Here is a 20,372-nt window from a genome sequence, read left to right as displayed (position 1 = left end):
CACCGGTGGGCCGGCCGGCCCGCTCGGTCACCAGGTAGCTGCGGTCGGGTGCTCCGGGATCTCGCCAGCCCAGGAAGTCCAGGTCGTCCCACGGCCGTTCGGCCAGATCACGTGGTATCGCCAGCCGTTTGGCCTCGCCCTTGGAGCAGTTGACAAATGAGTTGCGGATGTCCTGCTCGGAGAGTGGTCTCATCGTGAAGGGTTCTCCTGGCGCGTCGGTGGCCGGCTGAGGGGAAACCTAGTGGTACTAGGTTCTGGCCTAGGGTATGTAGCCGCGCCGAGGGAGATCCAGTGAATTTCGGGGACACCCACTCACCGCGGGCGCGAGTGCGGGCGCTGCGTCACGTCGCGGCGCTGTCGTCCGGGCCCGCCCTCGACCCGGCCCTGCGGGTGACCCTGAATCTGCATCCGGACCGCCTGGTGCGCGGGCGCCCGATCCTGGAGGCGCTGGCCGAGGACGGCACGTACCACTCGCAGTTCGTCACGGGTACCAGCAACGGCGGGCTGACGGCGCATCCCGGCGGCGACCGATGGCGCTGGGAGAGCCGGATGTTCGGCGGGGCGTACGACGCGGCGGCCCCGCACGAGCGGCCGGTGTACGGCGCGCTGAACTTCCGGCACCAAGCGGTCGGCGCCGCACCGCGATTCGGCTCCGCGCACTTCCGGCTGACCTCGGACGCGTTGTGGCGGGCCACGTTCTGCTACCCGGACAGCTCCGTCGACCCGACGGCGTTCGGGGTCGCCGACGGGATGTCCCTCATCGGCCTGGCCGAGGCGGACGACCGGGACACCCTCGACGACTACATCGAGGCGCAGGTGCACGGACGGGTCGCCCTGGGCCGGGACATGGAGGCGCTGGTCCTGGATGCCTGCTACCGCGGCACCCCCGTCGAGGCCGCGGCCCGGCGGCTGCCCTGCCCGGTCGAATGGCACCCCGGGTACCGGCTCTCCGTCGGGGAGTTGGGCCGCCACCCGGACTTCCGCGGTCCGCGGTACGTCGAGCTGGGGGCGCGGATCGCCGAGGACGGGCACCTCGACCCGCGGGTCATCGGCGACGCCGCCCGCACGGGGCGTCACGACCCGCAGGACCTGAAGAAGGTGTGGCACTGCCTGGCCAGGTTCGGGGCGCCCGCCGGACGAGCCGCCCCGGCCGGGGAGTCCGCGGTCCGGTCGGCCCGCTAGTCGGAGGGAGCGGCCGACGGCGGCCAGGTACCGGGGGTGAGTACGCCCAGGGCGTAGGCGCGGGCGACGAGTTCCGTGCGGTTGGCCGCGTTCCAGCGGCGGGTCAGACGGCGCAGGTGGTAGTTGACGCCGTCCACGGTGAGGCCGGTCTCGCGGGCGGCGTGCGCGGTGGTCGCGCCGCCCGCGAGCAGGGCCAGGATGCGGGCCTCGGCCGGAGTGGCCGGCGACTCGGCGGGAGCGGGCGCCGGCGCCTGCGGTTCGTGTTCGCCGAGCACCCGTAGCAGGACGAGCAGGGTGGTGGTCGCGTCGACGGTGTCGCTGACCGGGTCGGCGGTCAGCTCGCCGTACCGCTCGGTGCCGCCGGGGGCCCGCCAGCGGACCGAGATCTGGTAGCGCGAGCGGTGGCGCAGACGCAGCGCCTCGGCGATGCGCTCCACCTGCGTCGCCTGCTGGGGCTGGAAGAGATCCAGTACGTCCCGGCCGCGGAGGCCGCCCGGAGTCGCACCCCGTTCCGCCGCCATCGCCGGGTTGGCCAGGATGATCGCCCCGTAGACGTCGCACACCGCGATGGGCATGGGGATGCGGTCGAAGAGGGTCATGGCCCGGTTGCGCCAGACCACCGCGGACTCGGGAGGTACGTCGGGCATGGTCAGACGTCGTCGTCGCTGTCGTCGTCCGTGTGCGAATCCGAGTTGGACAGGCGCAGGGCGAGGGTGCGCAGGAGTTCGGTGCTCTTGATCTCGGTGCGGCCCGTGTCGTGGACCTCGGCGAGTTCCGAGAACAGGAAGGCGAAGGCGCCGACCAGGGAGATCGCCGCGGGCATCAGGGCGTCGATGACGGCCTGACCCGCCTCTGCCGGGGTCGCGTCGCCGGGGACCTCGACCGACGGGAACACCTCGGTCACCAGCCTGCCGAGCTGTGCCTCTCCGGCGTCTATGTCGACCTCGACGTCCTCGTTGAGCCTGCGCACCATTTCCTGGGTCTCGGTCAGGACGCCGATGGCTCGCAGGATGATCTCGCTCTGTTCCATGTGGCGGAGCCTATGCGCTCCGCTTGTTCGGCGGGGGAGACGGCTGGGCGTTGTGTGTTGGGTGCGGGTCTGCTGTGGCTGGGCGCGCAGTTCCCCGCGCCCCTGGGTGGGAAGGGGTGTCCGGAGTTGAAAGGCGCCCGGAGTTGCAAGGGGCGTCGGGCAGAAAGCGCTACACGATCATGTAGCCCTGTGGCGTGAACGGACGCGCGGGCTGGTTGAAGCTGGGACTGCCGTGACCTCCGTACCACGAAAGGCAGTTGTCGCGTCATGACCCCCACCGTGTCGCATCCGCAGGTCGTCGGGACCCTTGATGGTGTTCCCGTTGTCGACATTTCCGCCGTTGGACCCGGCCGCACCCCACTGCAGCAGGTCATGGAGTTGAGCCGGGCGCACGGGCCGGTGCTCGTGCGGCGGCTGTACGGGCGGGACACCTTGTTCGTGAGTGACCTTGAACTGGTGACCGACCTCGCCGACGAGACGCGGTTCGCCAAACATGTCGGGCCCGCTCTGGAGAACGTGCGGGAGTTCGCCGCGGACGGGCTCTTCACGGCGTACAACGACGAGCCGAACTGGGCCAAGGCGCACGACATCCTGATGCCGGCCTTCGCGCTCGGGTCGATGCGGACGTATCACCCGGTGATGCTGAAGGTGGCGCGCAGGCTGATCGACTCGTGGGACCGCGGGGCCCGCGACGGGGCTCCGGTGAACGTTCCCGACGACATGACGCGGATGACGCTCGACACCATCGGCCTGGCCGGGTTCGGCTACGATTTCGGGTCCTTCGACCGGGACGAGCCGCATCCGTTCGTCGAGGCCATGGTCAGGTGCCTGGAGTGGAGCATGACCAGGCTGAGCCGACTCCCCGGCCAGGACCACTCCGCGGCGGACGCGGCCTTCCAGGCTGACTCCGACTACCTGGCGCAGGTGGTGGACGACGTGATCGAAGCCCGGGTCACCGAAGGAGAGGGCACTGCCGAGGACCTGCTCGGGCTCATGCTCTCGGCCGAGCACCCCGTCGACGGCAGCACGCTCGACGCCGCCAACATCCGCAACCAGGTGATCACCTTCCTGATCGCGGGCCACGAGACCACGTCCGGCGCCATGTCGTTCGCCCTCCACTACCTCGCCAAGCACCCCGCCGTGCTCCAGCTCGTACAGCGTGAGGTGGACGCGCTGTGGGGCGACACGGCCGACCCCGAGCCGACGTTCGACGAGGTCGGGCAGCTCGCGTACACCCGGCAGGTGCTCAACGAGGCACTGCGGCTGTGGCCGACGGCCGCCGTGTTCGGCAGGCACGCACGGGAGGACACGCTGCTCGGCGGGCGGATCCCGGTGCAGGCCGGGCAGGGTGTCATGGTGCTCGCCCCGATGCTGCACCGGCAGCCGGTGTGGGGCGACAACCCCGAGCTGTTCGACCCCTCGCGCTTCACGCCGGAGGCGGAGGCCGCGCGCTCCCCGCACGCGTTCAAGCCGTTCGGCACCGGTGAACGTGCCTGTATCGGGCGGCAGTTCGCGCTTCATGAGGCGACCATGCTGCTGGCGATGCTCGTCCACCGCTACCGGCTGCACGACCACGCCGACTACCGGCTCACGGTGAAGGAGACGCTGACGCTGAAGCCCGACGGCTTCACACTCACGCTCACCCCGCGCACGACCGCCGACCGGGAGCACGCCCAACTCCCGGGCGCCGCACGGCAACAGGACACCGTGGCCGACGAGAGGACGCTGCCCGCACGGGTACGCCCCGGCACCCGAGCGCTCTTCCTGCACGGCAGCAACTACGGGACCTGCCGCGAGTTCGCCACTCAACTGGCCGACGAGGCCACCGCGTTGGGGTGCCAGACCGAGGTGGCGGCGCTGGACGCGTACGCCGACGGGCTGCCCGCCGACCGCCCCGTCGTCATCACCGCGGCCTCCTACAACGGCCGGCCCACCGACGACGCCACCGCCTTCGCCGCCTGGCTCGACGGCGCCCCGGCCGCGCCGGATCTGACGTACGCCGTCCTGGGGGTCGGCGACCGCAACTGGGCGGCCACCTACCAGCACTTCCCGACCCGCATCGACGACCGGCTGGCCGAACTGGGCGGCACCCGGCTCCTGGAACGCGCGGCAGCCGACGCCTCGGGCGACCTCGGCGGGACCGTCCGCGCCTTCAGCGCCAAGCTGCGGACGGCCCTGCTGGAGAAGTACGGCGACCCGGACGCCACGGACGACACCGCACCGGACGACACGGCGGCGGCCTACGAGGTCCGTACGCTGACCGGCGGCCCCCTCGACGCGCTCGCCACCCGGCACGATCTCGTCCCGATGACGGTCGCCGAGGCCTATGACCTCACCGCCGCCGGGCACCCGAGGACGAAGCGCTTCGTGCGGCTCGCGCTGCCCGACGGCACGACCTACCGCACGGGCGACCACCTCACCGTGCTGCCCGTCAACGCTCCGGAACTCGTCGAGAGGGCCGCGGCTGCTCTTGGCGTGGACCTCGACGCCGTGCTCGACATCCGGGCGGGCCGCCCGCGCCGCGATGGAATCGCAGTGGACCGGCCGTTGACAGTGCGTCAACTGCTGTCGCATCACGTGGAGTTGCAGGAGCGTCCCACTGCGGAGCGGTTGGCGGTACTCGCCGCCGCCAACCCGTGCCCGCCCGAACGGGCCGCCCTCGCCAACCTCCAGGACTCCGACCCGCGGACCCTGATCGAGCTCGTCGAGGCGTACCCCGCGCTGCGCGGAGCACTCGACTGGCCGCTGCTGCTCGAAGAGCTCCTCACACCGCTGCGCACCCGCACCTACTCGATCTCGTCCTCGCCCGCCACCGACCCCTCCCACGCAGACCTGATGGTCTCGCTGCTGGAGGCGCCGGCCCGCTCGGGGAACAGCATCTACACGGGGACCGGTTCCGGGCACCTGGGCGCGGTCAAGCCGGGCGACACCGTGCTGGCCCGCGTCCAGCCGTGCCGGGAGGCATTCCGTATCGACCACTCGGCGCCGGTCGTCATGGTGGCGGCGGGAACGGGCCTTGCCCCCTTCCGCGGAGCCATCGCGGACCGCGCCGCAATCAACACCCAACTGGCCCCCGCTCTCTGCTACTTCGGCTGCGACGCCCCGGACGCCGACTTCCTGCACGCCGAGGAACTCCGCGCCGCCGAGACCGCCGGAGCCGTCTCCCTGCGCCCTGCTTTCAGCACTGCCCCCGTCGACGGCGTCACCTTCGTCCAGCACCGGATCGCCGCCGAGGCGGACGAGGTGTGGAACCTGCTGAACTCCGGCGCCCGTGTGTATGTCTGCGGCGACGGTTCACGGATGGCGCCCGGGGTGCGCGACGCCTTCCGTACCCTGTACCGGGACCGTACGGAGGACGCCGACGAGGCGGCCTGCGAGCGGTGGCTCGACGAGCTGATCGCGGCGGGCCGCTATGTGGAGGACGTCTACGCGGCCGGGTGAGCCGCGCGGCGGCGGACCGCCGACCGGGCGGGCGCAACACCGAGCGGCACAACGACGACCGGTGCAACGACGAGAACGGGGTGGGGCGGGATGTCGGAGGAGCGGGCCGGACGGATCCTGGAGGCGGCCGGGTTTCCGCCCGGCAGCCTCGCCGGCTGCCGTCCCATGAGCGGCGGGACGTACAACACCGTCGAGGAGCTCCGCCTCACCGACGGCAGCCGGTACATGCTGAAGATCCCGCCCCCGCCGACCGTCCCCGGCATGAGTCACGAGCGCGAACTCCTCGTCTCGGAGGCGGAGTTCTACCGCGCCGCCGCAACGGTCGACGTGCCCGCGCCGCGAGTCGTGCACGAGAGCCCGGACGCGTCCGAAGGCGGCCATCTCCTGATGACGGCCTGCCCGGGTGATACTTGGGAAAACACCTGCCCGGACACTGAACAGGCGGCGCTGCGACGGGAGTTGGGGCAGCACGTGGCCCGCCTCCACGAGGTGACGGGCCCCGGCTTCGGCTACCCGTCCGGGGCCCTCGGCCCGCTGTCCGCCGACTGGCGCACGGCCTTCACCGGCATCTACGACGCCGTCCTGGAGGACGCCCGCCGGTACGAGGCCTGGCTGCCGCGCCCGGTGGACGAGGTGGCCCGCGCGGCCAAGACGGCGTACGACGCCCTGGACGAGGTCACGGTCCCGCGCCTGGTGCACTTCGACCTGTGGCGGGGGAACATCCTGGTCGACCGCCCGGAAGGCGGCGGCGAGCCCAGGATCGGCGGACTGATCGACGGCGAGCGCATGTTCTGGGGAGACCCGCTCGCGGACTTCGTCTCCCTGGCACTCCTCGGTGACATCAGGAAGGACCACGCCTTCCTGACGGGTTATCAAGAGGCGGGCGGACGGGCCGATTTCACCCACTCGGCCCGTCAGCGCCTCGCCCTCTACCGCAGCTATCTCTACCTGATCATGCTCATCGAGACCGTCCCACGTGGCGCCGGGGACGAGCAGGTCGCCTGGGTCAGGGAACGCGTCGCCCCGGAACTCACCGCGGCCCTGGACGAACTCGGCCCCTGAGCGTCGGAACGCAGAGCCGGTGAGCCGCGGAACTCGGGGCCGGTGCGCCGTGGACGAGCTCGGCGGGTGAGGCTCAGGCCGCCTTCCGTGCCCTCCCGCCGTGCTCCCTGATGATTTCCGCGTACCGTCGCCCGCTGCCCTTCACCGTGCGTCGTTGCGTGCGGTAGTCGACGTGCACGAGCCCGAATCGCTTGTCGTAGCCGTACGCCCACTCGAAGTTGTCCAGCAGCGACCAGGCGAAGTAGCCCACCAGGGGAGCCCCCTTGCGGACGGCCGACGCGCAGGCCGCCAGGTGCTGTTCCAGGTACAGGGTGCGCTCGGGGTCGTCGACCGTTCCGTCGGCGCGTACGACGTCCGGGTACGCGGAGCCGTTCTCGGTGACGTACAGCCGCCGGGCGCCGTAGTCGTCGGTGAGGCGCAGCAGCAGGCTCTCGATGCCGGACGCGTCGACCTCCCAGTCCATGCCCGTGCGCGGGACGCCCGGCCGGTGGACCGACTGGGCGAAGGGAGCCGGCCCGTCGGGGTCGTCGGCGACGGCCGACGGGAAGTAGTAGTTGAGGCCCAGCCAGTCCAGAGGCTGGGCGATGGTCTCCAAGTCGCCGGACCGCTCGGGGAGTTCGACTCCGTACACCTCGCGCATGTCCGCCGGGAAGCCGCGGCCGTGCACCGGGTCGAGCCACCAGCGGTTGGTGTGACCGTCCATGCGCCGGGCCGCCGCGATGTCCTCGGGGCGGTCGGTGGCGGGCTCGATGCTGGAGAGGTTGTTGACGATGCCGACCTCGGCGTCCGGGACCGCGGCCCGGATCGCCTGGGTGGCGAGGCCGTGGCCGAGCAGCAGGTGGTACGAGGTGTGCACGGCCGCCGTGAGGTCTGTCAGGCCCGGGGCCATCCGCCCCTCCAGATGGCCGATCCACGCGGAGCACAGCGGCTCGTTGAGGGTCGTCCAGTGCTTGACCCGGTCACCGAGGCGCTCGGCGACGGCCGTCGCGTACGCCGCCAGGTGGTACGCCGTGTCGCGCTCGGGCCAGCCGCCCCGGTCCTGGAGCACCTGAGGCAGGTCCCAGTGGTAGAGGGTCACCGACGGAGTGATCCCCGCCTCCAGCAGGCCGTCGACCAGCGAGTCGTAGAAGTCGAGCCCTTTGGCGTTGACCGGGCCGTCCCCGCCCGGCACGACGCGCGGCCAGGCCACCGACAGCCGGTACGCGTTGGTGCCCAGCTCCTTCATCAGGGCGATGTCCTCGCGCCACCGGTGGTAGTGGTCGCAGGCGACGTCCCCGTGGTCGTCGCCGTCCACCTTTCCCGGCGTGTGCGAGAAGGTGTCCCAGATGGAGGGCGAGCGGCCGTCCTCGGCGACGGCACCCTCGATCTGGTACGCCGACGTGGCCGTCCCCCACACGAAGTCCTGGGGGAGCGCGGCGAGGTCGATGGTCACAGAAGTCCTTTCGGAGGAAGGGGAGTTGGAGCGCAGGGAGGAGTCGGTCACTTCACGGCCCCGGCGGTGAGCCCGGCGACCAGATAGCGCTGGAGCAGCAGGAACCCGGCGACCACGGGGACGCTCACGACGAGCGAGGCGGCCATGACCTGGTTCCAGTACACGTCGTTCTGCGTGGCATAGCCCTGGAGGCCGACGGCGAGCGTGCGGGTGGTGTCGTTGGTCATCACCGACGCGAACAGCACTTCGCCCCACGCGGTCATGAACGCGTACACCGCGACCGCGACGATCCCGGGGACCGCGGCGGGCACGACGACCCGGAAGAGCGCGCCGAGCGGTCCGCAGCCGTCCACCATCGCCGCCTCGTCCAAGTCCCGCGGCACCGACTCGAAGTAGCCGATCAGCATCCAGATCGAGAACGGCAGCGAGAACGTCAGATACGTGAGGATCAGACCGATCCGCGAGCCGAAGAGCGCGATGCCGGTGGCGTTGCCGATGTTCACGTAGATCAGGAACAGCGGGAGCAGGAAGAGGATCCCGGGGAACATCTGGGTGGACAGCACGGTCACGGTGAACAGGCGCTTGCCGCGGAAGCGGTAGCGGCTCACCCCGTACGCGGCGAAGATCGCGATCACCACCGAGAAGACGGTCGCCGCGCCCGCCACGATCAGCGAGTTGACGAAGTACTTCGCCAGCGGAACGGTCGACCAGATGTCGATGTACGGGCGGATCGTCAGCCCGCTGGGCACCCAGCGGAACTCTCCCGACACGTCCTGCAGCGGTTTCAGCGAGCTGGACAGCATCACGTACACCGGAAGCAGGACGAAGCCGGTCAGCAGGGTGAGGAAGATCCGGCGCGACCAGAGGAAGGAGCGCGGCGCGGCCATCGGTGACCGCGGCGCCGACAGCGACCGCTTGGGCACTGACCGCTTGGGCACTGACCGCTTGGACAGTGACTGGCTAGACATCGGCCGCCCTCCGTCCACGCGAGGTCAGGACGAGGTAGACGCCCGTCACGACCAGCAGGAACAGCAACAGCAGCACGGACATCGCCGACCCCGTCCCGAAGTTCCATGTCACGAACGACGACTGGTAGATGTGGATCGAGATCAGGTCAGCCGCCTCGGGTGCCGCCTTGCCGAACAGCACGTACGGCGTGTTGAAGTCGTTGAACGTCCACAGGAAGAGCACCAGGACCAGCACCTGGTTGACCGGGCGCAGCGAGGGCAGCGTGATGCGGCGGATCTGCTGGAGCATGCCGGCCCCGTCGATCGCCGCCGCCTCGTACAGCTCCTTGGGGATGTTCTGCAGGCCCGCCATCACGATGAGGAAGGCGAACGGCCAGCCCTTCCACACCGACACGACGAGCAGCGCGACGAAGCTGTTGTCGCCGATCAGCCAGAAGGACGGGCTGTCGGTGAGGCCCAACTGGTCGTGCAGCACGTGGTTCACCAGGCCGTTGTCGCGCTGGAACATGAACGCCCAGGTGATGACGGCCGCGTACACCGGGAGCGCGTACGGGATGAGGAAGATCGCGCGCAGGAAGCCACGGCCGCGGAACGTCTCCTGCATGTAGACCGCGGCCGTCGTGCCGAGCAGCCAGCACAGGCCGACAGACAGCACGGTGAAGGCACAGGTGACGAAGAACGAGTGGAGCAGCGCCTCGCCGACGGGCGCGTCGAAGTCCACGGACAGGCTGTAGTTGTCGAACCCCGCCCAGGGCGCGGCGCCCCAGTCGCGGATGTAGAACTGCGTGAGCTCCTTGAAGCTCATCACGATGCCGATGACCATCGGCACCAGATGGACGAGGAGTTCGAGCAGCAGGGCGGGCAGGAGGAGCAGATACGGCAGGGCGATACGGCGTACGCGCCCGGTGCGGCGGCGCGGGGTGGGCCCCGTCGCACCGGGCAACGCCTTTTCCCCGACCGCGGGTTGAGCGGTCACGGTCATCGAACGCTCACTTCTTCGGCATCTGCTGCTGAGCCTCGGAGAGCTTCTCCTTGACCGAGGCGGTCGTGATCGGCCGGCCGGCCGCCGCGTCCGCGAACAGCTCCTTCACGGCCGTGCCCACCGCCGTCTCGAACTGCGACTCGTTGGGCACCTGCGGCAGCGGGGCCGCGCTCTTGGCGAGTGTGTCCCTGATGACCTTCAGCGCGGGCGTGTTGAACGCGGGATCCTCCTGGGCCGCCGTGACCGGCGGGATGGACCCGTACGTCTTGTTGAGCGTCTTCTGCTCGGCGTCGCTCGTCATGAACTTCACGAATTTCAGGGCGCCGTCGATGTTGTCGGTGTTCTTGAAGACGGCCAGGTTGATGCCCGCCACCATCGAGTTGACGGCGGTGTCCGTCCCCGGGCTGCCGGACTGGACCGGCACCGGCGCGACGCCCCACTCGTCGTCGCTCATGCCGTGCGCCTTGAGCGTGGTCGCGGCGGTCTGCCACATCACCATCGCCGTCTTGTCCTTGGCGAAGTCCTGCAGCGACTGGTTCTGCGCGTACTCGGCGTTGCCGGGCGCGACGACCTTGTCCTTGCCCATCAGATCGACGTACTGCTTGACCGCCGCGACGGCCCCGTCGGAGGTGAAGTCGGGCTTCCCGTCGGCGTCGAAGAAGTCGGCGCCGTGCTGCTTGCCGAGGACGAAGACGTGGTGGATGTTCTCCGACGGGTTCGAGCCCTCGGCGCCCAGCGCCCACTTGCCGTCCTTGGAGATCTTCTTCCCGTCGGCGACCAGCTCGTCCCAGGTGGCGGGCGGCCCGGATATCCCGGCGTCCGCGAACATCTTCTTGTTGTAGTAGAGCGCGTACGCCATCGAGTACAGCGGCACCGCCGCCGGATCCGAACCGCTCGCCCCCGCCGAGCCGAGCGCCGACCCGACGAACCGGTCCTTGCCGCCGATCTTGTCGAAGTTCTTGGCGTCCCAGGGCAGCAGGGCACCCGTCGCCTGGAGCGAGGCCGACCAGGTGTTGCCGATGTTGAGGACGTCCGGGCCCTGGCCCGAAGTGGTCGCGGCGAGAATGCGGTTGAGGAGGTCGGACCAGGGGACGACCTCCAGCTTGACCTTGATGCCGGTGTCCTTCTCGAACTTCTTCAGCTCGGGCGTGAGGATCTTCTTGTCTGCCTCGATGCTCGGGCCCTGGTTGGAGGCCCAGTAGGTGAGCGTCTTCGGCGAGTCGTTCGACCCGCCTTCCGTCGACGAGCCACCGCCGCAGGCGGTCACGGCGGCCAGCAGTGAGACGGTGACCGCGCTCGCGGCCGCGGCTCGGGTTCTGCGCATGACGTCTGGCGTCCCTTCCCGGAGGGAGATGCGCAAGGGCGCCGCGTTCACTTCCCGAACGCCCTCACGGCTTAATTTAGAACGTGAGTTAAGACCCGGAAGAAACTCGCGTCAAGGGATGACGCAGCGGTATCTTGCAGGTCGGGGGACGGCGGGAAGGAACCACATGGCGGGGCGGAACGGTCGTACGGTGCGTGACCTGCGGCGGGGCAATCGCACAGCGGTGCTGCGGCGGCTCTACTTCGAAGGACCGATGAGCCGCTTCGAGCTCGGTCCGGCCACCGGACTGAGTTCCGGTTCCATCAGCAACGTCGTTGCCGAGCTCGTCGGCGACGGGCTGGTGGAGGAGGCGGGCAGCGTCGACTCCGACGGAGGGCGCCCGCGCACCCTGCTGCGGGTCGCCCCCGCCAGCGGCCACATGATCGGCGTGGACGTCGGCGAGACCCGCGTACGGGTCGAGCTCTTCGACCTCACCCTCACCGAACTCGCCCGCACGGAACGGCCCTTGGAGCATCAGGGCTACGACGTCGACGTCATCGTCGGCCACATCCGCGACGGCATCGCGGAGGTCCTGGCCGCCGCCGAGATCGCCCCCGAGCGGCTGCTGGGCGTCGGCATCGGAGTGCCCGGCATAGTGGAGCGCACGCCGACCGAGGGCGCCGTGGTGCACGGCCAGACCATCGGCTGGCCGGCCGTCCCGCTGGAGTCCCTGCTCCGCACCGCCTGCGGGCTCCCGGACTCCGTCCCGTACTTCACCGACAACGGCGCCAAGACACTCGGCCAGGCCGAGATGTGGTTCGGCGCCGGACGCGGCGCGGACAACGCGGTCGTGGTCCTCTTCGGCTCCGGCGTCGGCGCCAGCCTCGTCACGGACGACGTGGAACGTGGCCGGGCCGTGGAGTGGGGGCATCTGACCGTACGGGTCAGGGGGCGCCGCTGCCGGTGCGGTGCGCTCGGCTGCCTGGAGGCCTACGCGGGCGCCGAGGCCCTCCTGGAGCGCTGGGAGGAGGCGGGCGGACAGCCGCCGAAGCGGGTCGACGAGGAGACCGCCCTCACCGCGATGCTCGCCGCCGCCTATCCGGCCGACGGCTCGGCGGCCGACCCGATGGCGCTCGCCGTGCTGGAGGAGACGGCCGAGTACCTGGGCGCGGGCCTCTCAGACCTGATCAACCTCTTCCAGCCCGAGCGCATCCTCATCGGCGGCTGGGCCGGACTCCAGTTGGGCTCCCGCTTCCTGCCCGCCGTCCGCGAACACGCCGTCTCGTACGCGCTGCGCTACCCCGCCGAGCGGGTCACCATCGAGCTCGGCGCCCTCGGCCCCGACGCGGTCACGGTCGGCGCCGCGATCCTCCCGCTCGCCGACTTCTTCGCACACGGCGGACGACGCCCGGGCCCCGAACCGGGCGACAACCAGCTCCCGGCCTGGCGCGCGGCCATGGAGGAACGCGCTCCGCATTGACGCCTCCCGGGGGTTTCACCGGCCGCGTCGGCAGGTACCCGCACCAGGGCCGACGCGGAGGTCCGGCGGATTCTGTCCGACGAAGAATTCCGACGACGAATTCCGTACGACAAGGAGTTCCGGCCGGCCGGGAAGTGCACCGACGAGGAGGGGAGCGCGGCGTGAGCGACGACCGGACGAAGAGGGCGGGCGAGGACGCGGGTCCCGTCCCCCGGGACATGCCGGACCAGCAGGCCCAGGAGGGCGGGGACCGCTGGGACATCACACCCGCCGACCCCGCGCGGCGGGAGAGCTCCGACGACGACACACCGGAGCCGGACACGGACGTCCCCGACACGGACGAGGCGGGCACGCGACGGCGGGGTGACGAGCACTCCAGGAGCACGGTGCACCCGGAACACCCCGGGCCGGAGGAGTCCCCGGCCTGAGCCGAGGCCCCGGCCGGGCCGTTCGTGCTCCGCGGGTTGTCGTCCGTGGCCGGTCGCGCCCGCGCAATCGTGTTGAGGTGCTCAGGCGAAGGCGTTCACGCCGGTGAGCTCCGCGGAGAGGGTCCACAGGCGGGCCGCTGACGCCGGGTCGACGGCGTAGTCGCGTACGCCGATGCGTTCGCCGTCGGCCGGGGCGGGCTCGGAGATGTCGCAGTCCTCGCAGTAGACGCCGCCCATGCCGGACAGCTGGGGCGAGGTCGCCGCCCACACCTGGGTGGCCGCACCCTGTTCGGGGGTTTTGAAGCCGGCCGGGTTCAGCGGGGTGCCGTTCTCGTCGATCCAGCCGCGCTCGACCATCTCCTCCTTGGGGAGGTGCCGCTGGAGCGGGGTGAGGATGCCGCCCGGGTGCAGCGAGAAGGCCCGTACACCGGAGTCCTTGCCGAGGGCGTCGAGCTGTACTGCGAACAGGACGTTGGCGGTCTTCGCCTGCCCGTACGCCTCCCACTTGTCGTAGCCCTGCCGCCAGTGCGGGTCGTCCCAGCGGATGTCGGAGTAGTGGTGGCCGGCCGAGGAGACGGAGACCACGCGGGCACCGCCCTGGGCGAGCGCCGGCCAGAGCCGGTTGACGAGGGCGAAGTGGCCCAGGTGGTTGGTCGCGAACTGGGCCTCCCAGCCGGGGCCGACGCGGGTCTCCGGGCAGGCCATGATCCCGGCGTTGTCGATGAGGATGTCGATGGTGCGGCCCGAGGCGAGGAACTGCTCGGCGAAGGCGCGGACGCTGTCCAGGTCGCCGAGGTCGAGCTCGTCCACCTCGACACCGTCGAGACCGGCGACCGCCTCCTCGGCGACCGGCCTGCGCCGCGCCGGGACGACGACCCGGGCACCCGCCTTGGTGAGCGCGCGCGTCGTTTCCAGGCCGAGCCCCGAGTAGCCGCCGGTGACGATCGCCAGCTTCCCCGTGAGGTCGATGCCGTCGAGCACGTCGTCCGCGCTGCTCCGGAGGTCGAATCCCGAACCGATCTTGTGCTGTGCAGTGGTCATACGGCCGACGCTACGAATTGAAGCGTGCTCGAAGTCAAGCGCGGCCCGGCGTGGCGCGAGGGAACTGCGCGCAGGCATGGGAAAGGCCCCGACCGGACGGGGGAATCACGGTCGGGGCCGTCTGTGGGTGGCCACGGATGGCGGTCGCCTCTCGGCGGAGTGCTCCACAGGGCTTCAGCCGAACGATCTTCCCTGTGGGCGGAAGGTGAGGCCCGGGGACACTGTTCCATCCGCACCCACAGCTGATTTAACGGGAAACTACCGGCGAGTGTTCCCAGGTCCGCACGGCGTTTCCCGTGACGTGTGTCACGACGAGGTTTCACGACGCCCTACGGGGTCTCACGACGTCCTGTCCACGCCAGCAGCTCCTCCACGGTCCAGGTATTGACCACGCGCTCCGGAGGCACCCCGCACTCCTCGGCCCGCGCGCATCCGTACAGCTGCCAGTCGAGCTGCCCGGGCGCGTGGGCGTCGGTGTCCACGGAGAACAGCACACCCGCCTCGACCGCCCGGCGGAGCAGCCGGCGTGGTGGGTCCAGCCGCTCCGGGCGGCTGTTGATCTCGACCGCCGTGCCCGTCTCGGCACAGGCGGCGAAGACCTCGTCCGCGTCGAACTCCGACTCGGGCCGCCCGCGCCCGGTGACCAGCCGCCCCGTGCAGTGGCCCAGTACGTCGGAGTGCGGATCGCGTACGGCGGCGACCATCCGGCGTGTCATCGCGCCCGCGTTCATCCGGAGCTTGGAGTGCACGGACACGACCACGAGATCGAGCCGGTCCAGCAGCTCGGGCTCCTGGTCGAGGGATCCGTCGTCGAGGATGTCGCACTCGATACCGGTGAGCAGCCGGAAGGGAGCCCAGCGCTCGTTGAGCTCCGCGACGAGGGCGAGCTGTTCCCGCAGTCGCTCGGGGGACAGCCCGCGCGCCACCGTGAGCCGCGGGGAGTGGTCGGTGAGCACCGCCCACTCGTGCCCGAGCCGGGCCGCCGTACGGCCCATCTCCTCGATGGGGCTGCCGCCGTCCGACCAGTCCGAGTGCAGATGGCAGTCGCCGCGCAGCAGAGCCCGCAGCTCCTCACCGCCCTGGACGAGAGGGCCCGCGGCCTCCTGTTCCTGTTCCAGCTTCTCCAGATAGCCCGGCGTCCGTCCGGCCAGCGCCTCGCGCACCACCTGCGCGGTCTTCGGCCCGATGCCCTTCAGCGACTCCAGCGACCCCTCGGCGGACCGCCGGGCCACCTCGTCGGCGGGCAGCCCCGTGACCACGCGCTCCGCCGTGCGGAACGCCTGTACGCGATAGGTGGGTGCCAGGGACCGCTCCAGCAGGAACGCGATCCGGTCCAGGGCCTCGGCCGGGTCCATACCTCCAGCCTGGCGCAGCCCGCCGCCGCCCGCACGGCAGCCGACAGGGCCGCCTTGTGCCACCATGAACTGCGACCTCGTACGGACGCCGGCCAGGCCGGCGCCGCCGAGTGCCACGACGACCGACAGTGCTGCCCGGGCAGGCTTATCGGCGGCACGCGTGTGGAACCGGTGGGATCATGACTGAAATCGCAAGCCCCCACATCTCGTACCCGCGGATCACGGTCCTGGGCGTCCAGCCCGGCGATCCGCCCTTCCGCATCGTGGAGATCGACGGCGCTGTCATCGGCGAGGCCAGGAGCTTCACGGACGTCCTGATGGCCGCCGCGGCGTACGGGATTCCGGTGCATGACGCCGATGACCCCGCGGTGGTGCGGTGGGTCGGCGGAGACAAGCTCACCTGGCATCTTCGGTAGAGCTCCGCGGTAGGGCTCCGCCGAGGGGAGTGGGTGTACCGCGGGCCGGTGGGGGTTGATCGCGCCTGCGCGGCGGAGCCGCAAATGTCACAGCCCCGCGCCCCTTCGAGGGCGCGCTGTGATTCGCGTCCGCTATTTGGGTGAATGCCTTGGGGGCGCGTGGAACAGCGGTTTTCGCGCCGTGGTGAGCCGTCGCGAATGCAACCCCCGCGCGCATCGGCAAGCACCGGGAGACGAGCGCCGCCGCGCATGGGCCCGCTCCCACGAGGGCACTTTGATCTTGGCGGTCACCGTGATCACGATCCGGCCCGGTTGCCCTGCGCGTATCCCTCCCTCGTACGACTGGAGTCGTCATGTTCCGTCGCCTCGCCCTGCCCGCGGCCCTGCTCGCCGCCGTCGCGGTCCTGGGCGCCGCTCCCGCCACGACGGCCGCGCCGACGGCACCCGCCGCGGGCTCCGTGTGCTTCTGGACCGGGGCCGGACAGCACGGCACGTCCTGGTGCTACACACCACCGGGTTATACGGACGTACCGGAGTCCCTGCACGACAAGGCGGCCTCGTTCCGCTCGGACGCGGACACCGCCGTCTACGCCATCGACTGGGCCCGCGGCACCTGTTACTACCGGCTGATCCGGGCGCACGACCTGGCCGACAACTGGCCCTGGGGCGCCCGGCTCGACGGGGTGTCGGACACCACGATGGGCTGCGAGGTCGGCTGAGCCGTGCGACTGCTGCGTGCGTTCGGCGCCGCCGTCTCGGTCGTACTGGCGCTGCTGGCGTTGTCGGTACTGGGCGGGTGCGCCACGCAGACCGGCGCGGGACGGGACGCGGCTGCGCTGCCCAGGACCGAGCGGGAGCGTGACGACCTCATCAAGGCCGCTCAGCAGGTTCTCGTCGAAAGGTGCCTGGCCGGGCGGGGGCTCTCTTCGAAAGGAGCCGTCGGCGAACGGCGGGCGGAGGGCATGGACGACGCCGCGGACCGGCGGCTGCAGGGTGCCCTCTTCGGCCGCGGCCGTACCGAACTGTCCGTCACCCTCGCCACCGGATACACCGTCAAGGCACACACCGACGGCTGCCTCGCCGCCGCGCAGCGCGAGCTGTACGGGGACGAGCGGCGCTGGTTCCGCGCCGAGGTCGTCGTGAACAACCTGCGCGCCGAGACCGGCCTGCGGCTGAAGGACGACCCCGACTACCTGGCGGCGCACGGCCGTTGGGTCCACTGCGTCACACCGGACCACGGACCCAGGCCCGAGCGGCCCGACCCGGCCGTCGCCGCGCGCTGCGACCGCGAGAGCGGCCTCGGCGAGGTGCGCGCCCGGCTGGAACCGGCCCTGCTGGACAGGGTCCGCGCCGAGCGGCGCGACCAGTTGACCACCTACCGGCAGCTGCGCACCCGCGCACTGCACCGCGCGGCGGATCTGTACGCCGAGCGGACCGTTCCGGAGAACCGAGAGAAAGGCAGTTCCCCTTCGTGATCATCAAGCGCTTCGCCGTCTCCGCCGCCGCGGCCGTCCTCGCCCTGAGCGGCGGTCTGGCCCTGGCCTCGCCCGCCGGCGCCGCCAGCTGTCCGAGCGGAGAGTTCTGCGTCTGGGAGAACGCGAACTTCGCCGGTCAGCGAGCCAACTGGTCGGGCGACGACGGCTGGTGGGAGAGCTGGATCGCCGACACCGACTCCTCCTGGGCCAACCACGGCATCTCAGGACCCGGCATCAAGGACCACGTCCGGGTGTACGAGAACTCAGGGCAGGGCGGTGACATGACGATCTGTCTCTCACCCGGACAGGAGGTCGGTTACAACGGCGTGGCCAACGACCGCGGCGACTCGCACACGTGGGCCATGAACTGCTGACAGCCGCCGGCCGCGCGCCCGGCGGGTGACCTCAGGAGGGGAGTGGCACGCCCGAGAGATCGGGCGTGCCACGTGTTGAACGGGGCGTACGACGAACGGGGCGTACGCCGAACGGGTCGCGTGACGGAGTGCGTGACGCAGTGCGTGACGAAAGTGCGGTAAATGTCCGGGAACGGAAACAGCGAAGGGGGAGCGCACAACGCCTGCCGGGGGCGGCGGGTCTGCTCCTGTGACCAGCCCAACTCATGGGCACAGCAAGGAAAAACGGGGTACCTCACATGTTCCGCACCGGCACGACCGTCACGCGCCCGACCAAGCGCGTCGCCCTCGCCCTCGGTTGCGCGGCCGTCCTCGGTCTCGGACTCGCTTCCACCGCACCGGCGTCCGCCGCACCCGCCGTGGACCCGAACGGCCGCTACACCGCCGAGGAGATCCACACCTTCCTCGGGGACTTCTACGGCGACCACGGACCCGGCGACTTCGCCCGGAAGTACGGCATCTCCGAGCACCTGAAGGAGAAGGTCGCGCAGAGCGAGGGCGTCGACGTCCTGCTCTGCGCGCAGAACGAGCCGCGGTCCATCGACATCGGCCCGGTCAGCACGGCCCAGTCCGCGGGCGTCGGCTACGCCACGGTGACCACGCACTGGGGCGACCAGGGCCAGGACACGGCGACCTTCACGGCGTACGTCGGCCTGGACGCCACGCGGCCGATCCAGCTGCAGGACACCGACTGCGAGGCGACCGGCTGACAGACGGGTGCGGGCGTGCGGCCGACTCCCCGCGTCAGTCGGCCGTACGCCCGCACCTGCTGCGGGTGGTGCTCCCGCACCTGCGGGCAGTGGTTCCCGCGTCGGTCAGTCGTGCCGTCCGGTCAGCCGACGGTCCACTTCTGGTTGGCTCCGCCCGAGCACGTCCAGATCTGGAGCCGTGTGCCGTTGGCGGAGTTGTTGCCCGTGACGTCCAGGCACTTGTTTGCCTGTGGGTTCACGATGTCGCCTGCCGCGCTGACCACCCAGCGTTGATTGGCCCCGCCCCCGCAGTCCCAGAGCTGCACGGTCGAACCGTCCGCCGTGCCGTTGCCCGTGACGTCCAGGCACTTGCCCAGCGCCCGGATCGAGCCGTCGGAGGCCACGGTCCACTGCTGGGCGGCGGAGCTGTTGCAGTCGTAGAGCTGAACGGGCGTTCCGTTGGCGGAACTTGCCCCCGCCACGTCGACGCACTTGCCCGCGAGCCCCCTGATGGCCGCACCGCCACCGGAGCCGTCGCTCGTCGTCACCTTCACCTCGTCCACGACGAGTTGCTGCGGGAACGAGGTCGAACCGTCCGGGTCGCCCGGCCAGTAGCCGCCCACCGCGAGGTTGAGGATCAGGAAGAACGGCTTGTTGAACACCCACTGCCTGCCGCCCAGATCGGCGGGGGTGCGCCGCTGGTAGACATTGCCGTCGACGGACCAGGTGACCGCGTCGGGGCTCCAGTCGATGGCGAAGGTGTGGAAGGCGTCCGCGAAGGCCTGCCCGCCGGGCAGCGAGTAGGCGGCGCCGATGCCGCCCGAGCCGGAGTAGCCGGGGCCGTGCAGGGTGCCGTGGACCGTCGAGGGCTCGAAGCCGACGTTCTCCATGATGTCGATCTCGCCCGAGTTGGGCCAGCCGACCTGCCCGATGTCGTTGCCGAGCATCCAGAAGGCGGGCCACATGCCCTGCCCGCGCGGCACCTTGAGCCGTGCCTCGACCCGGCCGTACGTCGTCGTGAACTTGCCCGCCGTGTTGAGGCGGGCCGAGGTGTACTCACAACGCCCGTACCAGCACTGGTAGTTGTTCGGGTTCTCGCGGCGGGCCGTGATCACCAGGTGGCCCTGGCCGTCCAGGGCCGCGTTGTTGGCGCCGGCCGTGTAGTACTGCCGCTCGTGGTTGTTGACGTTGTCGCCGGTCTCGATCTGCCATTTCGAGGAGTTGACGGCCGAGCCGGCGGCGCCGTCGAAGGTGTCCGAGAACGTCACGGCCGCGGCGGCCTTCGGCTCGGGAGCCGCCTTCCCGGTTGCGGCCTGCCCCGTGTCCGCCTGCGCGGGCATGACCGCGGCGGATGCGAGGAGTACGGCGGACAGGGTGGCGAGGAGGCATCTGCGGAGCAGGCGTGGCGAGTCCACGACTCTCCCTTCCGTACGGCGATCCCTGTGGGGGATGGGTGCCGACTGAGGTGGGGGGTGCGCGCTTCGACTCTTGATTTAAGAGGTGAGGTAAGGGGACGTCAAGACTTTGGTACGTACCATTCCTTCACAACTTGACGCCCGCCCTCACGACTTCACGCCTTCAAGCTCCCGTGGCCTCCTCGTACCAGGGTCCCTGCGTTCACACCTTCAAGCCTGCAAGTCTTCAGGCCCCCACGGCCCCCACGGCCCCCACGGCC

20 protein-coding genes are annotated in these 20,372 nt (G+C 70.7%); 10 read left to right on the top strand and 10 right to left on the bottom strand.

Translation table 11 applies throughout. The features are described 5' to 3' along the window. Nucleotides 1-193: FBP domain-containing protein (locus tag AOK17_RS38835; RefSeq protein WP_169801985.1), on the bottom strand; the 193-nt coding region annotated here is incomplete at its 3' end. 98 nt (nucleotides 194-291) lie between these two features. Between AOK17_RS38835 and AOK17_RS38830 the strand changes: the two genes are divergently transcribed. Beyond that, nucleotides 292-1,182, top strand: coding sequence for a DUF3626 domain-containing protein (locus AOK17_RS38830; protein WP_063997352.1), 891 nt, complete (start codon nucleotides 292-294; stop codon nucleotides 1,180-1,182). On the opposite strand, the gene AOK17_RS38825 is transcribed toward AOK17_RS38830, so the two are convergent. Both AOK17_RS38825 and AOK17_RS38820 read right to left on the bottom strand, forming a co-directional pair. Further along, nucleotides 1,179-1,829, bottom strand: coding sequence for a PAS domain-containing protein (locus AOK17_RS38825; protein ID WP_055617324.1), 651 nt, complete (start codon nucleotides 1,827-1,829; stop codon nucleotides 1,179-1,181). The genes AOK17_RS38830 and AOK17_RS38825 overlap by 4 nt on opposite strands. A gap of 2 nt (nucleotides 1,830-1,831) precedes the next feature. Continuing rightward, nucleotides 1,832-2,212, bottom strand: coding sequence for a hypothetical protein (locus AOK17_RS38820; RefSeq protein WP_055617323.1), 381 nt, complete (start codon nucleotides 2,210-2,212; stop codon nucleotides 1,832-1,834). Nucleotides 2,213-2,479: 267 nt separating this feature from the next. On the opposite strand from AOK17_RS38820, the gene AOK17_RS38815 reads away from it, so the two are divergent. After that, nucleotides 2,480-5,653 (top strand): cytochrome P450, encoded by a 3,174-nt coding sequence (locus AOK17_RS38815; protein ID WP_055617322.1) that lies wholly within the window; start codon nucleotides 2,480-2,482, stop codon nucleotides 5,651-5,653. A 90-nt stretch (nucleotides 5,654-5,743) separates the two neighbouring features. Then, the gene (locus tag AOK17_RS38810; RefSeq protein WP_055617321.1) at nucleotides 5,744-6,715 is read left to right on the top strand and encodes a phosphotransferase family protein; all 972 of its coding nucleotides are present in this window, start codon (nucleotides 5,744-5,746) and stop codon (nucleotides 6,713-6,715) included. A gap of 73 nt (nucleotides 6,716-6,788) precedes the next feature. Here AOK17_RS38810 and AOK17_RS38805 read toward each other — a convergent pair whose 3' ends face one another. The 4 genes from AOK17_RS38805 to AOK17_RS38790 all read right to left on the bottom strand — a co-directional run bounded on the left by AOK17_RS38805 (nucleotide 6,789) and on the right by AOK17_RS38790 (nucleotide 11,421). Further along, complete coding sequence (locus tag AOK17_RS38805) at nucleotides 6,789-8,147, bottom strand: GH1 family beta-glucosidase (RefSeq protein WP_055617320.1); 1,359 nt, start codon at nucleotides 8,145-8,147, stop codon at nucleotides 6,789-6,791. Nucleotides 8,148-8,194: 47 nt separating this feature from the next. Beyond that, nucleotides 8,195-9,034, bottom strand: a complete 840-nt coding sequence (locus AOK17_RS38800) for a carbohydrate ABC transporter permease (protein WP_055617319.1) — start codon at nucleotides 9,032-9,034, stop codon at nucleotides 8,195-8,197. A gap of 73 nt (nucleotides 9,035-9,107) precedes the next feature. Next, a complete protein-coding gene (locus tag AOK17_RS38795) occupies nucleotides 9,108-10,097 on the bottom strand; it encodes a carbohydrate ABC transporter permease (RefSeq protein ID WP_055617318.1) in 990 nt (329 codons plus the stop codon). 7 nt (nucleotides 10,098-10,104) lie between these two features. Beyond that, nucleotides 10,105-11,421 carry an ABC transporter substrate-binding protein gene (locus tag AOK17_RS38790; RefSeq protein ID WP_055617317.1) on the bottom strand — a complete coding sequence of 439 codons (1,317 nt, stop codon included), beginning with the start codon at nucleotides 11,419-11,421 and terminating at the stop codon, nucleotides 10,105-10,107. 166 nt (nucleotides 11,422-11,587) lie between these two features. Between AOK17_RS38790 and AOK17_RS38785 the strand changes: the two genes are divergently transcribed. Together AOK17_RS38785 and AOK17_RS38780 are read left to right on the top strand one after the other, a co-directional pair. Then, a complete protein-coding gene (locus AOK17_RS38785; protein ID WP_055617316.1) occupies nucleotides 11,588-12,880 on the top strand; it encodes an ROK family transcriptional regulator in 1,293 nt (430 codons plus the stop codon). Nucleotides 12,881-13,041: 161 nt separating this feature from the next. Further along, entirely contained in the window at nucleotides 13,042-13,308 is a 267-nt protein-coding gene (locus AOK17_RS38780; RefSeq protein ID WP_055617315.1) for a hypothetical protein, read from the top strand. A gap of 81 nt (nucleotides 13,309-13,389) precedes the next feature. On the opposite strand, the gene AOK17_RS38775 is transcribed toward AOK17_RS38780, so the two are convergent. Together AOK17_RS38775 and AOK17_RS38770 are read right to left on the bottom strand one after the other, a co-directional pair. Next, nucleotides 13,390-14,349, bottom strand: a complete 960-nt coding sequence (locus tag AOK17_RS38775) for an SDR family NAD(P)-dependent oxidoreductase (RefSeq protein ID WP_055617314.1) — start codon at nucleotides 14,347-14,349, stop codon at nucleotides 13,390-13,392. A 329-nt stretch (nucleotides 14,350-14,678) separates the two neighbouring features. Further along, nucleotides 14,679-15,704, bottom strand: a complete 1,026-nt coding sequence (locus tag AOK17_RS38770; RefSeq protein WP_055617313.1) for a PHP domain-containing protein — start codon at nucleotides 15,702-15,704, stop codon at nucleotides 14,679-14,681. A gap of 179 nt (nucleotides 15,705-15,883) precedes the next feature. Here AOK17_RS38770 and AOK17_RS38765 point away from each other — a divergent pair, with 179 nt between their 5' ends. The 5 genes from AOK17_RS38765 (at nucleotide 15,884) to AOK17_RS38745 (ending at nucleotide 18,718) form a co-directional block, all read left to right on the top strand. Beyond that, nucleotides 15,884-16,120 (top strand): hypothetical protein, encoded by a 237-nt coding sequence (locus AOK17_RS38765; protein ID WP_055617312.1) that lies wholly within the window; start codon nucleotides 15,884-15,886, stop codon nucleotides 16,118-16,120. Nucleotides 16,121-16,473: 353 nt separating this feature from the next. After that, entirely contained in the window at nucleotides 16,474-16,839 is a 366-nt protein-coding gene (locus AOK17_RS38760) for a hypothetical protein (protein WP_055617311.1), read from the top strand. A gap of 3 nt (nucleotides 16,840-16,842) precedes the next feature. Further along, nucleotides 16,843-17,595, top strand: coding sequence for a hypothetical protein (locus tag AOK17_RS38755; protein ID WP_245697638.1), 753 nt, complete (start codon nucleotides 16,843-16,845; stop codon nucleotides 17,593-17,595). A gap of 2 nt (nucleotides 17,596-17,597) precedes the next feature. Beyond that, entirely contained in the window at nucleotides 17,598-17,969 is a 372-nt protein-coding gene (locus tag AOK17_RS38750; RefSeq protein ID WP_189844258.1) for a peptidase inhibitor family I36 protein, read from the top strand. A gap of 278 nt (nucleotides 17,970-18,247) precedes the next feature. Then, the gene (locus AOK17_RS38745) at nucleotides 18,248-18,718 is read left to right on the top strand and encodes a hypothetical protein (protein ID WP_055617309.1); all 471 of its coding nucleotides are present in this window, start codon (nucleotides 18,248-18,250) and stop codon (nucleotides 18,716-18,718) included. Between the two features lie 122 nt (nucleotides 18,719-18,840). On the opposite strand, the gene AOK17_RS38740 is transcribed toward AOK17_RS38745, so the two are convergent. After that, nucleotides 18,841-20,112, bottom strand: coding sequence for a ricin-type beta-trefoil lectin domain protein (locus AOK17_RS38740; protein WP_055617308.1), 1,272 nt, complete (start codon nucleotides 20,110-20,112; stop codon nucleotides 18,841-18,843). Nucleotides 20,113-20,372 lie beyond the last annotated feature (260 nt).

It is taken from the genome of Streptomyces phaeochromogenes, from assembly GCF_001418655.1.
Classification (GTDB): domain Bacteria; phylum Actinomycetota; class Actinomycetes; order Streptomycetales; family Streptomycetaceae; genus Streptomyces; species Streptomyces phaeochromogenes.
Note: the sequence above shows the minus strand (reverse complement) of the source record. Positions and strands in the feature narration are given on the sequence as shown.